This window comes from Microbacterium sp. (assembly GCF_035277845.1).
In the GTDB taxonomy this organism is placed as follows: Bacteria; Actinomycetota; Actinomycetes; order Actinomycetales; family Microbacteriaceae; genus Microbacterium.
On sequence record NZ_DATEJS010000296.1, the window covers coordinates 1 to 16,111 of the forward strand.

The 16,111-nt window shown below is 70.8% G+C and carries 11 protein-coding genes, 1 tRNA gene and 1 other RNA gene; 6 read left to right on the top strand and 7 right to left on the bottom strand.

Annotated features, from left to right (window positions below):
* Positions 1 to 918 (bottom strand): DNA polymerase III subunit gamma/tau (gene dnaX / locus VJR25_RS12920; protein WP_324115650.1); only part of this gene is annotated, 918 nt, incomplete at its 3' end.
* Between the two features lie 130 nt (positions 919 to 1,048).
* Here dnaX and VJR25_RS12925 point away from each other — a divergent pair.
* On the top strand, positions 1,049 to 2,077 hold the full coding sequence (locus tag VJR25_RS12925) for a zinc-binding dehydrogenase (RefSeq protein WP_324115668.1): 1,029 nt from the start codon (positions 1,049 to 1,051) through the stop codon (positions 2,075 to 2,077).
* A gap of 20 nt (positions 2,078 to 2,097) precedes the next feature.
* Here the strand turns inward: VJR25_RS12925 and VJR25_RS12930 are convergent, their stop codons facing one another.
* From VJR25_RS12930 to ffs, 5 genes are all read right to left on the bottom strand, one after another.
* Complete coding sequence (locus VJR25_RS12930; protein ID WP_324115652.1) at positions 2,098 to 4,590, bottom strand: glycoside hydrolase family 65 protein; 2,493 nt, start codon at positions 4,588 to 4,590, stop codon at positions 2,098 to 2,100.
* A complete protein-coding gene (locus VJR25_RS12935) occupies positions 4,587 to 5,312 on the bottom strand; it encodes a beta-phosphoglucomutase family hydrolase (RefSeq protein WP_324115654.1) in 726 nt (241 codons plus the stop codon). The genes VJR25_RS12930 and VJR25_RS12935 overlap by 4 nt, the downstream gene beginning before the upstream one ends.
* Before the next feature lie 48 nt (positions 5,313 to 5,360).
* On the bottom strand, positions 5,361 to 6,485 hold the full coding sequence (locus tag VJR25_RS12940) for an acetate kinase (protein WP_324115656.1): 1,125 nt from the start codon (positions 6,483 to 6,485) through the stop codon (positions 5,361 to 5,363).
* Positions 6,482 to 8,593, bottom strand: a complete 2,112-nt coding sequence (pta, locus tag VJR25_RS12945; RefSeq protein WP_324115658.1) for a phosphate acetyltransferase — start codon at positions 8,591 to 8,593, stop codon at positions 6,482 to 6,484. The genes VJR25_RS12940 and pta overlap by 4 nt, the downstream gene beginning before the upstream one ends.
* 63 nt (positions 8,594 to 8,656) lie before the next feature.
* Positions 8,657 to 8,753: signal recognition particle sRNA small type (gene ffs, locus VJR25_RS12950), an RNA gene on the bottom strand.
* Between the two features lie 13 nt (positions 8,754 to 8,766).
* Between ffs and VJR25_RS12955 the strand changes: the two genes are divergently transcribed.
* The 5 genes from VJR25_RS12955 (at position 8,767) to VJR25_RS12975 (ending at position 14,043) form a co-directional block, all read left to right on the top strand.
* On the top strand, positions 8,767 to 9,792 hold the full coding sequence (locus VJR25_RS12955; protein ID WP_414683787.1) for an AAA family ATPase: 1,026 nt from the start codon (positions 8,767 to 8,769) through the stop codon (positions 9,790 to 9,792).
* Positions 9,793 to 9,798: 6 nt separating this feature from the next.
* Entirely contained in the window at positions 9,799 to 11,061 is a 1,263-nt protein-coding gene (locus VJR25_RS12960) for a DUF58 domain-containing protein (RefSeq protein ID WP_324115660.1), read from the top strand.
* Positions 11,048 to 13,417 (top strand): DUF3488 and transglutaminase-like domain-containing protein, encoded by a 2,370-nt coding sequence (locus tag VJR25_RS12965; RefSeq protein WP_324115662.1) that lies wholly within the window; start codon positions 11,048 to 11,050, stop codon positions 13,415 to 13,417. Before VJR25_RS12960 ends, VJR25_RS12965 begins: the two co-directional genes overlap by 14 nt.
* Before the next feature lie 52 nt (positions 13,418 to 13,469).
* A tRNA-Ser gene (locus VJR25_RS12970) sits at positions 13,470 to 13,559 on the top strand.
* Between the two features lie 181 nt (positions 13,560 to 13,740).
* Positions 13,741 to 14,043 (top strand): hypothetical protein, encoded by a 303-nt coding sequence (locus VJR25_RS12975; protein ID WP_324115664.1) that lies wholly within the window; start codon positions 13,741 to 13,743, stop codon positions 14,041 to 14,043.
* A 964-nt stretch (positions 14,044 to 15,007) separates the two neighbouring features.
* On the opposite strand, the gene VJR25_RS12980 is transcribed toward VJR25_RS12975, so the two are convergent.
* The gene (locus VJR25_RS12980) at positions 15,008 to 16,012 is read right to left on the bottom strand and encodes a hypothetical protein (protein WP_324115666.1); all 1,005 of its coding nucleotides are present in this window, start codon (positions 16,010 to 16,012) and stop codon (positions 15,008 to 15,010) included.
* Between the last annotated feature and the right edge of the window lie 99 nt (positions 16,013 to 16,111).

Here is a 16,111-nt window from a genome sequence, read left to right on the forward strand (position 1 = left end):
TCCGGTCGCGGCGATCACGATGAGGTCGCGCAGCCGCTCGAGCAGGTCGTCGACGAATCGGCGCGGGTCCTGCCCGGTCTGCACCACGCGGTCGACGGCGCTGAACGCGGCCGCCGCGTCGTCGCCCGCGAACGCGTCGACGACCTCGTCGAGCAGCTCCGCGGGCGTGTAGCCGAGCAGGGCGACCGCGCGGTCGTACCGCACGGTGACCCCGCCCGAGGCATCCTGATCCGACCCGGCGATCAGCTGGTCGAGCAGCGACAGGGTGTCGCGCGGCGACCCGCCGCCGGCCCGAACGACGAGGGGCAGCACGCCGGGTTCGACCTGCACGCCCTCCTGCTCGCACAGCCCGCCGACGTACTCGAGCATCGCCGCCGGGGCGACCAGCCGGAACGGATAGTGGTGGGTGCGCGAGCGGATCGTGCCGATGACCTTCTCGGGCTCGGTCGTCGCGAAGATGAACTTGACGTGGTCGGGCGGCTCTTCGACGAGCTTGAGCAGGGCGTTGAACCCCTGCGGCGTGACCATGTGCGCCTCGTCGAGGATGAAGATCTTGAACCGGTCGCGGGCGGGCGCGAACACCGCGCGCTCGCGCAGGTCGCGGGCGTCGTCGACGCCGTTGTGGGATGCCGCGTCGATCTCGACGACGTCGAGCGATCCGCCGCCGCCCCGCCCCAGTTCGATGCAGCTGTCGCACTCGCCGCAGGGCGTGTCGGTCGGCCCCTTCGCGCAGTTGAGGCAGCGCGCCAGGATGCGCGCGGACGTGGTCTTTCCGCAGCCGCGCGGGCCGGAGAACAGGTAGGCGTGACCCACCCGGTCGCCGCGCAGCGCCGTCATCAGCGGCTCGGTGACCTGGGCCTGCCCGATCATCTCGGCGAAGGACTCGGGCCGGTAGCGGCGGTACAGAGCTGCGGTCACCAGACCAGTCTAGGAGGGGCCCCCGACATCGGGCCGGGGCGGCCCGGATGCCGGCGCCGATACCGCGCGGATCCGTCACGAACGTCCGTCTGAGTCGACCCATCGTGACGGATCCGCAACGATGGCGGGTATGAAAGCCCTGCTCTACGAGACGTTCGGCGGCGACATCCGGGTCGCCGACGTGCCCGATCCGGATGCCCCCGACGGCGGCGCGGTGATCCGCGTCACCGCCTCGGGACTGTGCCGCAGCGACTGGCACGCGTGGGTCGGCCACGACGACACCGTGCATCTGCCGCACGTGCCGGGGCACGAGTTCGCGGGCGAGATCGTCGCGGTCGGCGCGGGCGTGCAGAAGTGGCGGGTCGGCGACCGCGTCACGACGCCGTTCGTGAACGGATGCGGTCGCTGCACGTGGTGCCTGTCCGGCCAGGCGCAGGTGTGCCCGGACCAGACGCAGCCCGGGTTCACGCACTGGGGCTCGCACGCGGAGCTCGTCGCGGTGCGCGCCGCCGACCTGAACCTCGTGGCCGTGCCCGACGGTATCAGCGACGATGCGGCCGCTTCGCTCGGATGCCGGTTCGCGACCGCGTACCGCGCGGTCACGGCGCGCGCCGGCATCCGCCCCGGCGAATGGCTCGCGGTCTTCGGCGCCGGCGGGGTCGGGCTCAGCGCGGTGCAGATCGCCGCCGGACTGGGTGCGCGCGTCGTCGCGGTGGACCCGTCCCCGGACGCCCGCTCCCTCGCCGCCGAGCTGGGTGCGGAGCTCGTGCTCGACGCCGGCCCCGACACCCCTGCGGTGATCGCGGACGCCACCGACGGCGGGGCGCACGCGTCCCTGGATGCCGTGGGCTCCGCGCAGATCGCGGCATCCGCGATCCTGTCGCTGCGCCGGCGCGGCCGGCACGTGCAGGTGGGGCTGCTCGCCGATCCGGCGACGGCGATCCCGCTCGGCCGCGTGCTCGCCTGGGAGCTCGACGTGCTCGGCAGCCACGGTATGTCCGCCGCGGACTACCCGCAGCTGCTCGACCTCGTGACCACCGGCGTGCTCGCCCCGGACCGCCTGCTCTCCCGCACGGTCGGCTTCGCCGAGGCCGCCGAGCTGCTGCCGGCATCCGGCATGCCGACCGCCGGCATCACCGTGCTGCACCCGGCCGGCTGACCCGGCAGCCGCCGAGACGCTCAGGTCAGCTCTTCGGCCTCCACGATGATCGGGATCGTCGCGGTGACGGTCGGGACGGATGCCGACAGCAGCGTGCCGTCCTCGCGCCGCGCCCCGGCCAGATGCCCGCGCGTCGGGCGGCCCGGGAACAGCGGACCCTGGCCCCGCAGCGGCACCCGCAGCGTCTGTCCGGATGCCGCGAAGTACGGCACTCCGCGCACGCTGAGCGGCACGTCGCGGCCCTCGCCCACCTCGAACGAGATCTCGTTCGAGGTCACCGTGATCGTCAGCGGGGTGTCGTGCCACTGCAGTGCGTACGTCAGGTGGTCCCACCCGGCCGGCAGGCGCGGGTCGAACGCGAGCTCGCCGGAGTGGTCGCGCATGCCGCCGAACCCGGCGACGAGGGCGGTCCAGACACCGCCCGCGGATGCCACGTGCACGCCGTCCGACGCGTTGTGGTGCAGGTCGGCGAGGTCGACGAAGATCGACTGCTGGAAGTACTCCAGGGCCAGATCCTGGTAGCCCACTTCGGCGGCGAGGATCGCCTGCACGACCGCCGACAGCGTCGAGTCACCCGTGGTCAGCGGGTCGTAGTACTCGAAGTCGGCGAGCTTCTCGTCCATGGTGAAGTGGCGGCCCTGCAGGAACAGCGCCAGCACGACATCCGCCTGCTTGAGCACCTGGTAGCGGTAGATCACGAGCGGGTGGAAGTGCAGCAGCAGCGGGCGCTGCTCGGGCGGGGTCGATTCCAGGTCCCACACCTCGCGCTCGAGGAACACCTCGTCCTGCGGGTGGATGCCGAGGGCGGCGCTGTACGGGATGTGCAGCGCGTCGGCGGCCCGGTCCCAGGCATCCGGCTCGTCCTCTTCGAGGTCGAGACGGGCGATCAGCGAGCGGTACACCTCGCCGTCGAGCGCGGCGATCTCACGCACCGTGCGCGCCGCGAAGCGCAGGTTGAACCGGGCCATCACGTTCGTGAACAGGTTGTCGTTGACGACGGTGGTGTACTCGTCCGGACCGGTCACGCCGTGGATGTGGAACGACTCGACCCCGTCGGACACGCGCCAGAACCCGAGCGTGCGCCACAGCCGCGCGGTCTCGACCGCGATGTCCACGCCCTCCCGGAACAGGAAGTCGTTGTCGCCGGTGGCGCGCACGTACTTGGCCAGCGCGTAGCAGACGTCGGCGTTGATGTGGTACTGGGCGGTGCCGGCGGCGTAGTAGGCGGATGCCTCTTCGCCGTTGATCGTGCGCCACGGGAACAGCGCCCCCGCCTCGTTGAGCTGCCCGGCCCGGCGCCGCGCCGCGGGCAGCATCAGCGACCGCATCCGCAACGCGTTGCGCGCCCACAGCGGCGACGTGTACGCCAGGAACGGCAGCACGTAGATCTCGGTGTCCCAGAAGTAGTGGCCGCTGTAGCCGGAACCGGTGACGCCCTTCGCGGGCACGCCGAGGCTGTCGGCGCGGGCCGCCGCCTGGGCGAGCTGGAACAGGCACCAGCGCGTGGCCTGCTGCAGTTCGGGCTGTCCGCCGATGACCACGTCGGAGCGCTTCCAGAAGGCGTCCATCCACTCGCGCTGCTGGGCGAACAGGGCGTCCGCTCCGAGAGCGCCGGCCCGGTCGAGGGTGCGGCGGCAGCGGTCGATGAGCTCCGGCGCGGGCACCCCGGTGGAGGTGTGGTAGCTGACGAGCTTGGTGACGGTGACCGGCACGCCCGCGTGCGCCTGCACGCGGAACACGTTCTTGGCGATGTCCGCCTCGATGAGGCCGCGGGTCGTGTACCCGTTCTCGGTCTGCACGATGTGGTCGGCGACGAGGGCCAGGGTCATCCCGGACTCGGTCACGCGGTAGCTGAGCGCCGTGCGCAGGCGGTCCTGCCAGTAGTCGACCGGCTGCAGCACCCGCTGCTCGAACGCCTCCGCCTTGCGCGGGTCGAAGCCGTGGGCGCCCGCGTGCATGCTGCCGCCGTAGACGTCCTCGCCGTCCTGCCGGTTGATCAGCTGGCAGCTGACCGTCACCGGGGCATCCGCATCCAGCACGGTGACCGTCAGACGCAGAACCGCGAGGTGGCGCTCGGTGAACGACACCATCCGCTCGTCCTCGATGCGCACGCGCTTTCCGGACGGGGTCGCCCAGACCAGGCGCCGGCGCAGCACGCCGTCGCGCATGTCCAGGTTGCGCTCGTAGTCGTGCAGGTCGGCGGTGTCCAGCTGCAGCGGCTCGTCGTCGACGTAGACGCGCATCACCTTGGCGTCCGGCGCGTTCACGATGGTCTGCCCCACCTCGGCGAACCCGTACGCGCGTTCGGCGTGCCGGATCGGGAAGGTCTCGTGCAGGCCGTTCAGGAACGTGCCGTGCTCGTGCGCATGGCGCCCCTCGATGTGGTTGCCGCGCAGACCCAGGTAGCCGTTGCCGACGGCGAACAGGGTCTCGGTGACCCCGGCATCCTCATGCCGGTAGCCGCGTTCGATGAGGTGCCACGGGTCGACGGGGAAGCGATCGCGATCGATCATGGGACGAGCTCCTCGAGGTCGGTGACGATCAGGTCGGCGCCCGCGTCGCGCAGGGCGGACTCCCCCGCACCGCGGTCGACGCCGACGACGAGGCCGTAGCCGGCTGCGGCGGCCGAGGCGACGCCGGAGAGGGCGTCCTCGACGGCGACGCTGTGCCGGGGGTCGACCCCGAGCATCTCGGCGGCGCGGGCGAACACGTCGGGTGCGGGCTTGGACGCCAGGTGCTCCCGCTCGGCGACGAGGCCGTCCATCACCACGGGGAAGCGATCGCGGATGCCGGCGGTGGCGAGCACCTGCTCGGCGTTCTTGGAGCTCGACACGACCGCGACGGGCGTGCCGGATGCCTGCAGCGCGTCGAGCAGTCGCAGCGATCCCGGATACGGGGAGATGCCGTCGGTGTGCAGCGCCCGTTCGAAGAACACGTTCTTGCGGTTGCCGATGCCGCACACGGTGTCGGCGGTCACCGGGTCGGACGGCTCGCCCCACGGCACTTCGATCGCACGGCTGCGCAGCACGCTCGCGACGCCGTCGTAGCGTTTCTTGCCGTCGAGGTATCGGAAGTAGTCGGCTTCGGTATACGGGGGCGTGACGTTCCATGCCGCGAACAACTCGGTGAACATCGTCGCCCACGCGTGCATGTGCACCTCGGCGGTGGGCGTGATGACACCGTCGAGGTCGAACAGCACGCCCTGGTAAGCGCGGAGGTCGGGGGTCTCAGACACGGCTCACTAGCGTAGTCGTCGGGCTCGTCGCGGTGGCAAGGTCTGCGGTCAGGTTGCGAACTCCCGGGCGAGTCGGGCGATCGCGAGCTCCTCGTCGGTGGGAACGACGAGCACGGTGACGGCGGAGGCATCCGTGGAGATGACCCGCACGTCGCGGCTTCCCGCCTCGTTCCGCTCGTCGTCGATCTCGACCCCGGCGAAGCCCAGCGTCGCCATGGCGGCGGCCCGGACGCGCGGCGCGTTCTCCCCCACGCCGGCGGTGAACGAGATGACGTCCACGCCGCCGAGCTGCGCCAGGTACGCCCCGGCGTAGGCGCGCAGGCGGTGCACGTAGACGTCGAACGCGAGGGATGCCGCGGCGTCGCCGGCATCCCGGCGCTCGTTGATGTCGCGCATGTCCGACACGCCGGCGAGCCCCAGCATGCCGCTGCGGCGGTTCAGCAGCACGTCGAGGTCGTCGATCGACAGGCCGGCGGTGCGTGCGAGGTGCAGTGGGATCGCCGGGTCGAGGTCGCCGCACCGCGTGCCCATCACGAGGCCCTCGAGCGGCGTCATCCCCATCGACGTCTCGACGGAGCGGCCGCCGTCGACCGCGGTGACGGACGCCCCGTTGCCGAGGTGGAACACGATCTGCTTCAGTTCGCCGAGGTCCCGCCCGAGGAACGCGGCCGCCTGCTCGCTCACGTACTGGTGCGACGTGCCGTGGAAGCCGTACCGGCGGATGCGGTGCTCGCGGGCGACCTCGGCGTCGATCGCGTACGTGTACGCGGGCGCCGGCAGCGTCTGGTGGAACGCCGTGTCGAACACGGCCACGTGCGGCAGCGCGGGGAACGCCCGCCGCGCCGCGCGGATGCCGAGCAGCGCACCCGGGTTGTGCAGCGGGGCGAGTTCGGCGAGCGCATCGATGTCGGCCTCGACCGCGTCGGTGATGAGCGTCGGGGCGACGAACAGGTCGCCGCCGTGCACCACGCGATGCCCGACCGCGATCGGCGGCCGCTCCGCGAGCAGGGCGCCGATCTCCTCGAGCATGATCGCCACCGCGGCGGTGTGGTCGAGGCCGTCCTCGCCGATGCGCTCGACGATGCCACCGGCCACGGCATCGCCGCTGTCGGCGTCGACCAGCCGGTACTTCAGAGAGGAGGACCCGCTGTTGACCACGAGGACCGTGGTCACCGGGCATCCTCCTGCGCCTGGATCGCCGTGATCGCGATCGTGTTCACGATGTCCTCCACCGTCGCGCCGCGCGAGAGGTCGTTGATCGGCCGGTTGAGACCCTGCAGCACCGGTCCGATGGCGACCGCCCCGGCGGAGCGCTGCACCGCCTTGTACGTGTTGTTGCCGGTGTTGAGGTCGGGGAACACGAACACCGTGGCCCGGCCGGCGACCGTCGAGCCCGGCATCTTGGCCTGCGCCACGGCGGCGTCGGCCGCCGCGTCGTACTGGATCGGGCCCTCGACGAGCAGTTCGGGCGCGCGCTCCCGCACGAACGCGGTCGCCTCGCGCACCTTGTCGACGTCGGCTCCGGAGCCGGACTCGCCGGTCGAGTACGACAGCATCGCGACCCTCGGCTCGATGCCGAACTGCCGGGCCGTCTCGGACGACGAGATGGCGATGTCGGCCAGCTGCGTCGCGGTCGGGTCCGGGATGACGGCGCAGTCGCCGTACACGAGCACGCGGTCGGCGAGCGCCATCAGGAACACCGACGACACCACCGAGGTGCCCGGCCGGGTCTTGATGATCTCGAACGCCGGCCGGATGGTGTGCGCGGTGGTGTGGGATGCCCCGGACACCATGCCGTCGGCGTAGCCGAGGTGCACCATGAGCGTGCCGAAGTAGGAGGTGTCCGTGACCGTGTCGGCGGCCCGCGCGTACGTGACGCCTTTGTGCGCCCGCAGCCTCTCGTACTCGCGGGCGAACTTGTCGACGTACACCGCGTCGAAGGGGGACAGCACCTCGGCGCCGCGGATGTCGATGCCGAGCTCGATCGCCCGGGAGCGCACCTCGAACTCCTCGCCGAGGATCGTCACGTCGGCGATGCCGCGGGCCAGCACGGTGGCGGCGGCGTGCAGGATGCGGTCGTCGTCACCCTCGGGCAGCACGATGTGCTTGCGGTTCGCGCGGGCGCGCTCGAGCAGCTGGTACTCGAACATGAGCGGGGTGACCACGGACGGGCGGGACAGCCCGAGCGCGTGGGCGAGCTCGCCGGCATCCACGTGCTGCTCGAACAGGGCCAGCGCGGTGTCGTAGCGGCGCCGCGAGTCGGCGGCGAGGCGGCCGCGGGCGCTCATGATGCGCACCGCGGTCTCGTAGGTTCCGCTGTCGGTGGTGAGGATCGGCAGGCTGGAACCCAGACCCGAGATCAGTCGCTCCACCGCGTCCGGCAGCGGGAACGGGCCGTTGAGCACGATCCCTGCCAGCGACGGGAAGGTGCCCGAGCGGTGCGCGAGCAGCACGGCCAGCAGCACTTCGGTTCGGTCGGCGGGGATCACCACGACCGCGCTCTCGGCGAGGCGCGGCAGCACGTTCTCCATCGACATGGCGGCCACCACGATCGAGAGCACCTCGCGGGTGAGCAGTTCCGGGTCGCCCTTGATGAGCGTCGCGCCGAGGGTGCGCATCACCGAGCGCATCGACGGGGCGACCAGGAAGCGGTCCTCGGGCAGCGCCCACACCGGCACGTCGCGCACGGCGGGGCGGATCGCGGCGATGATCTCGTCGAGGCGATCCGGGTCGGCGCGGTTCGCGATGACGGCGAGCAGCTCGGCGCGGAGGTTCCCGAGCTCGGCGACTGCCAGCCGGGCGATCTGGCTCATCTCCTCCGGGGTGCGCGGGCCGGAGGTGCCGAGCGCCTGACTGTCGCCGGGGGCGTTGCGGCCGCCGAGCACCAGCAGCACCGGCGACCCGAGGTTCGCGGCGATGCGCGCGTTGTAGCCCAGCTCGGCGGGGCTGGCGACGTCCGTGAAGTCGCTGCCGAGGATCACGACCGCGTCGCACTTCGCCTCGACGGCCTTGTAGCGCTCGACGATGGTCGCCAGGGACTCCTCCGCGTCGCGGTGCACGTCGTCGTAGGTGACGCCGATGCACTCGTCGTAGTCGAGGGCGACCGCGTCGTGCGCGAGCAGCATCTGCAGCACGTAGTCGGGCTCCACGGTCGAGCGCGCGATCGGCCGGAAGACGCCCACCCGGGATGCCGCATGACTGAGCGTGTCGAGCACGCCCAGGGCGATGCTCGACTTTCCCGAGTGGCCTTCCGCGGACGTGATGTAGATGCTCTGCGCCACGTGCTCAGCCTAGAACGGCGCGCCTGTCCGCGTGCTGAGCCTGTTGCGCGGTGCGACCGGGGAAAGAAAGACTCTCCGCGAACCCGGCAGAGCCTGGTTACCCTTGCTACGTTTCCGTCCTGGGGGAGTTGGCCTGGATGCCGCCTCGCGGAGAGCTGTGTCCAGTCTAAGGCATGACTTGTGGCGTTACGATCGGTAACGTGAGCACCGACGTCGCCTCCGCATCGTCCACCGGTGCGCTCACAGCCGAGTCGTTCGCCGAGCTGACCAGGGCGATCACCGACACCGTGGGGCGCGTCATCGACGGCAAGCCGGATGCCGTGCGGGCCGCGCTCGTCTGCCTCCTCGCCGAAGGCCACCTCCTCATCGAGGACGTGCCCGGCGTGGGCAAGACCATGCTCGCGCGCGCGGTGGCGGCATCCGTCGACGCCACAGTGCGCCGCATCCAGTTCACGCCCGACCTGCTGCCCGGCGACATCACCGGGGTCAGCGTGTTCGACCCGGGCAGCCGCGAGTTCGAGTTCAAGCCCGGAGCCGTGTTCGCGAACCTCGTGATCGCCGACGAGATCAACCGCTCCTCCCCCAAGACGCAGTCCGCGCTGCTCGAGGCGATGGAGGAGCGCCACGTCACCGTCGACGGCACGACGCATCCCCTGCCGAGTCCGTTCCTCGTCGTCGCGACCCAGAACCCGTTCGAGATGGAGGGCACGTATCCGCTGCCCGAGGCGCAGCGCGACCGCTTCATGATGCGCATCTCGATGGGGTATCCGGATGCCGCGAGCGAGGCGCTCATGCTGCGCCAGCGGCAGACCGCGAGCCCGCTCGACTCGATCGTGCCGGTGGCGACCTCCGCGAACGTCGCCCACCTGATCGCGTGGGCGCGCGGCATCCACGTCGCCCCCGCCATGGAGCAGTACGCAGTGGCGCTCGCCCGCGCCAGCCGCGAGCACCCCGACCTCAGGCTCGGCGCGAGCCCCCGTGCCACGCTGCAGCTGGTGCGCGCCGCGAAGGTGTGGGCCGCGCTCGACGGCCGCGCCTTCGTCATCCCCGACGACGTGCGCGCCATGCTCGCCCCCGTGTTCGCGCACCGGCTCATCCCGGTGCGCACCGCCGGGGCATCCCGCACCGGCGGCGGTGCCGTCGCCGGCATCCTCGCGGGCATCGCGGACGCGGTCCCGGTGCCGGTCGCCAGTTGGTGAGCTGACATGTCCCGCTGGTGGCCGCTCACGTTGCGCGGCACCGGCATGCTGGTTCTCGGCCTGTGCTGCTTCATCGCGGCCGGTGTCGTGGGCCTCGACGCGCTCCTCTGGTTCGGGGTGCTGCTGGTCGCCCTGCCCGTCGTGTGTGCGGCGTACGTGCTGCCCGCCCGCCGCGCCGAGCACGTGGCCCGGTCGCTCGAGCCCGAGGTCGCGCGGGTCGGGATGCCGGTGCGCGTGACCGTCTACGCGACGGTGCGCACCACCCTGCCGACCGCGGCCGGCATGTGGCTCGACACGCTGCCGCCGGGCATCACCGGCCGGCCCACCGGCCCGCTGCGCGGGTTGGGGTCCGGGCTGCGGGGCGCGGCGCAGACTCTCACACTGCCGTACGAGGTCACCGCGAGCGAGCGCGGCATCCGGTACATCGGACCGCTCGTGTTCGACGTGGTCGACCCGTACGGAATGGCGCGGCGCCGCGCGACCGCCGGCGACCCCACACGCATCGTGGTCGCCCCCGCGATCGTCGACCTGGGGCCGGTGGCCGGTGCCGCGCTCGACGTGGGCGGCATCCAGCACGCCAGCGCCAGCCGGCTCGGGCAGGGCAGCGACAACCTGACGCCGCGGCGGTACGTGCCCGGCGACTCCATGCGGCGCATCCATTGGCGGGCCACCGCGCACCGCGACACGCTGATGGTGCGGCAGGAGGAGCAGGATGCCACGCCCGAGGCCACCGTCGTGATCGACCGGGCCGCGGACAGGTGGGCGCCGGCGGCGGCGCGTCCGGGCGCCGACGAGGACTTCGAGCGTGCGGTCACCGCCACCATGTCGGCGGTGGCGCGCCTGGTGCGCGACGGGTACGCGGTCGACGTGATCGACGACGACGGCGTGCCGCTGTGCGATCAGCTGGCCGGGTTCGACGGGCCTGCGGTCGACCGGTTGCTCGCCCAGACCGCGACGCTCACGTCGCGCGCACGGGCGAGCACCCGGCCGCACCCGTTCGACGGGGCGACCGAAGCGCTCGGCGGCGCCCTCACCGGACCCGTCATCGTGGTGGCGGGCCGGCTCGACGAGGCAGCGGTGGCGTCGCTCGCCCACCTGCCCGCGCACACAGAGCTGCCCGCGCTGCTCGCGGTGGCGGCGGTGCCGGAAGCGCTCCAGGCGGCGGCCGAGGCCGGCTGGCGGGCGATCGACATCGGCTCCGATCGCGACCTGCAGACGGCGTGGAACGACGCCGTCGCGATCCGGGAGATGCGCGATGTCCGGCGCTGACACCCTGACCCGTCCGCAGGCGGCATCCGGCGACCGCCGCCGCACGCCGGTGCGGTGGCTCGGATGGCGGATGCCGCGCTGGCTGGCCGCCGGGCGTCCGGTGCTGCTGCCCGCGGCCGTCCTCGCGACGATCGTGGCGGCACTCCTCCCCCTCGCGACCGCCGTCGTCGGCGGATGGATCGCCGGGGCCACCGTGTTCGCCGCCGTGCTGCTGGCGCTTGGCGCGGTGCTGCGGTCGCGCCGGATGCCGGGCTGGCTCGTGGTCGCATGCGGGGCGCTGCTGTGGGTGTTCACCGTCACCGCCCTGTTCCTCAGCGGCACCGCCGTGTTCGTGATCGTGCCGACCGTGGCATCCGTCGACCGCGCCTCGGACCTCGTGGCGGGCACGATCGACCAGCTGCAGCGGAGCTCGCCGCCCGTGGATGCGAGTCCCGCGACGACGGCGGTGCTGATCGCCACAGCCGGGCTCCTCGTGGTGGTCGTGGACCTGCTGGTGGCAAGCCTCCGGCTGCCGGTGGCCGCCCTCGCGGTGCTGGTGTGCGTCGCGGTGATCCCCGCCATCCCGGTGTCGAACTCGTTCACCGTGCTGACGTTCGCGGCGTTCGCCGCGGCGGGGCTGTGGATGCTGCACGTCTGCGCGGAGGATCCGCGGGCTCCGAGATCCACCGGCACGGCGGGCGCGACGGTCGCGATCGGCGGCATCGCGGCCGTCGTCGCGATCGCGATCGCCCCGCTCATCCCCGCACCGGCGCCGGTCGCCCGCACGCCCGGCATCGGCAGCGTGTCCATCGACGGGTCGCTGAACCTCGGCACCGACCTGCGGCTGCCCGCCGACGTGCAGGTGCTCACCGTCACGACCAGCGCGACGACGGCGCCGTACCTGCGGATCGCGACGTTGTCGTCGTTCACCGGCACGATCTGGACCCCCGACCCCGCCGACGGCGTCACCCCGCTGCGGGCGGGCACCATCGCGTCCGGCAACCCGCTCGCCGGTCCCGGGTCGTCCGACGTCGGCTCGACATTCCCGCCGGTCACGGTCGGACCGGGCATCGAGGAGCAGAAGACCACCACCAAGATCGTCGTCGACCACCTGCGCACCACGTTCCTGCCCCTGCCCTACCCGGCGACCGCGCTGAAGGGGCCGACGGACGGCTGGGGCTTCGTGCCTGGCAACCGCACCATCGTCGGGTTCGCCGAGCAGACCGGCCCCGGGCTCACGTACGACGTCACCACCGAGGTGCCCGAACCGACCCTGGAGCAGATCGACGCGGCATCCGCCACGGTGGATGTGCCCCGGGACGACGGCGTGCCCGCGAGCACCCCGGCCATCGTCGGGCAGCTGGCAGAGCAGGTCACCGCCGGCGAGATCACCGACTACGACAAGCTCGAGGCCCTGCAGGCGTGGTTCCGTGGACCGCTTTTCACCTACTCGCTGAAGTCCCCGGTGACGCACGGGTTCGATTCGTCGGGTGTGGATGCCGTGGCCCAGTTCCTCAAGGTGAAGGCCGGGTACTGCGTGCACTTCGCGTCGGCGTTCGCGCTGATGGCCCGTGAGCTCGGGATGACGTCCCGCATCGTGATCGGGTTCCTGCCCGGGACCGCCACCGACAAGACGGCGGACGGCAGCCCGATCTATTCGGTGATGAGCTCGCAGCTGCACGCGTGGCCGGAGGTCTACTTCAGCGGCATCGGCTGGGTGGCGTTCGAGCCGACGAAGAGCCTCGGCACCCCGACCGCATTCAGCCCCGCGGCGAGTCGCTCCAAGAACGGACCGGGAGCCGGCCAGAACGGCGGCACGACACCGCACCCGTCATCCTCGACGATCAACGGCGGCCGCAACTCGCGCTTGGCGCCCGACCAGATCGGCGGCGGCGCGCAGCCGGCGGCGCAGTCGTTCGGCTGGTGGGGTGCCGCCTTGGTGGTGGTGCTGCTGCTCTCGGTGCCGGGCATCGTCGGGTTCACCCGCCGCCGGCGCGAGGATGCCGCGATCCGCGAGGGCGACCCGGTCGCCGCGTGGACGAGCGTGCTGCGCGTCGCCGTGGATCTGCGCATCCCGCTGCCGCCGGGCGATTCCCCGCGTATGTTCGGGGACCGCCTCGCACAGGAGTACGGCGTGGCCTCCGACGACGCGGATGCGCTCGTCGCCGACATCGAGCGCGCGTCCTATGCGCCGGAGCGGCTGCGCTGGGCCTGGTCGGATGACACGCTCCCCGCTCACGTGATCGCGGTGCGCCGCGCACTTCGCGCATCCGTGCCCCGCGGACGCCGCTTGATGGCGGTGCTGTTCCCCCGTTCCCTGGTGGTGCGGCCGGACAGCGCGGCGGCCGCGTCATCGGAGCCCTCCCGCACCCGTTAGGATGGTTGACGGCCGTGCGCCGCGACCCCCGGGTCGAAGCATCCGGCCACCCGGAGGATTCGCCTAGTGGCCTATGGCGCACGCTTGGAAAGCGTGTTGGGGATGAAACCCCTCGGGGGTTCGAATCCCCCATCCTCCGCCAACGTTTTACCTAGAAAACACTGGGATCGCGACCCGTGTCGAGAGCGCGTGACACGCGTACTGACACAGTTGGGGCCGAATCCGAGGCCCGCCGCGGCGATTTCTTGCGATTCGAGCGACGCTCCACGACTCGTTCCGACGCTTGCGCCTCACACCTCCGCCGCCTCAGCGATGATGACTGCGTGGCGTTGTTCGCAGCCCGTAGCGTGATCAACTTCGATGATCTCTGCGAAGAGCGCATGGTCCTCTTCACGGCGTCGGCCTCAGACGACGCGTCGCAGAAGGCGGTCACAGAGACTCTCGAGTACGTTGACGCGCTCAGTTCGGGACTGGATTACGGACTTCAGCAGATCTACCAGCTCGACGGAACGGAGATATCCGACGGAACCGAAGTGTTCTCACTCATGCGAATGGGCGAGCTGGGAGCGGACGACTACCTGTCCCGCCACTTTGATACCGGGACAGAGCGCCAGGGCCACCTTTAACGGACGGTTCCGGCGCCCGTTCTGGGCCGGAACGCCATCGCGTCGAGATCGACGCCGTCGCACCCCTCGCCATCCTTATACGGGCAGTGCCCGCAAGCGAAGCGTCGGCGCGCACGGTCTAGGAGCTCCAGCTGGGGGGGCGAAGCTCCGGCATCCTGATCAGCCTGGTTGATGGCGCCGCACGCGCCGGTGAGCGTTCCCGTTGTCAGGCACATGAAGCGGGTCGCACGGCTGTGCTGGTCTACGGGCTAGTCCTTGGACTACCGCGCAGCCAGCCGACGTGCGATGCCCCACACCGGCGCTGGGCGACCGCCCCAGCCCGAGTCACGGTGAGAGTGGAGCCCGCGCAAGGTCAACCGCCACAAACACCGCAGGCGTGGCGAGGTACAAAACGGACGCTGACTTGAAGATCACGCGCCATGCCGACGTCCATGGCGGGCGCTCCCGACGCGTCCGTCGCCATCCGACCAGCACCCAATCAGCGCCCGCCAACAGCGCGAACGCGAAGAGATGAAGGCCCGCGAACCTGTACGGCAGACGCCCCACGCCAATTAGGTAGATGAGCAGGCAGGTCCCAAGGAGATAAACGGCGAGGCTGAGGAGTGCGAGCACGGCCCCACCAAGTACGCTCCGCAAGTGCTCCACCAGATCACCGTATGTCACGCCCATGGCCGGCCTGTAGTCCGATCAACGGGCGCGTGCCGCGCAAGGCGTGTATCGGACGCCCGACGTGACGACGCCCCGCCGCTTGAAGCAACGGGGCCGTTCTGCCGTCAAGTGGTGGGCGCGCCGCGAGACGATCGATACCGACGTGGCCAGGCCGCTCGGGGGATCCCGCCGCGTGTTGACCGGGCCTTCAGCGCGCACCGCCCGCAGAAGGATCCCTATGCGGGCAGCGCACGCTGCCGGGACACAACCGGGCACCGAACATCGTGCGATTCGAGCGAACTGAGCTGAAGTCCGATCAGCGGCGCCTCGACAGCTGACTGTTCAGCGCTGCGATCACGGTCGTGGCCGCCGGTGCATCGAATCCTGCTGGCAGGAGGCTAAGTCGGTGAGTTTGTTGCTCGCCGTTCTCAGCGCGCCCATCGGGGTGCCTCCCGATCTCGCGAACATCAAGCAGCCCAAACCAGTCGAGGGTCTTGCGAGCTGACGAGTAGACATCGCGATGAATCCCATAGTTCCGCAATCGAACGTCCGGAGGCACCACGAGGGCGCCGTTCTCCGACCATGCATCACGTGCGCACGCCAACATCAGCAGGATCGCGATCTCCGAGTCTTCTAACACCTGGAGCCATCCGTTCGCGACGAATCCACTGGGCAACCCGAAGGTCGGCTCGGCCTTGGTTGGGACTCGGTACTCCTCGGCTTCCCCAAGTGCTTCGACACCGCGTTCATCCAGGAGGACGAACCGCTCGTAGCGGGCGCGCTTCCCTGGACCTTCCGCGAAATCAACCAGTCCCGCATTCGAGAGCGTGAGAAGCGCGCTCCGAACGCTTCGTGCGCGCTTGTCGCGGGCGGTCATGAGCACTCCGTCGCGATTGCTGTCGGATGCGTCAGAGGCGAGCAGGTCTGCCCATCCACGAGTGCGGGAACTGCCTCGCACCTCGAATCCGAACTCGACGAGTTTCGCCCTCGCACCCGGCTTGCGTTTGGTCTGCACAAGCGCGAGCAGGGTCAATTCGAATCGGAGCGCCGCGCCGCGACTGCTCATGAGCCGCGTAGCGGGCGGACGCAGCTCGCGGGGCGGAGCGCTCCGATCTGACGCATCCTGATCGATGCCCTCGTCTCGGAAGGAGAAGCCGGAACGAATGATGAGCCCATCTGCGGGTAACTCCGCACCCATCGACTCGTATATCCGCTCGATACGTTGAAGCTGTTCTGGGCGGCTCAACCGATGCAACCGGGCGTCGAGCTTCGCGGACTCCTTCGCGGTGGGGGCACGCGAAAAGTCGACTGTGATTGGCACAATCTTTGTCCGATCTGTGACGCTTCAGGCTGAACGTTTCAACCAGCCAGATTCTCTCTCTATCTCTCAGAGGTACTTGACGTTCCTGGCCGGTTAAGA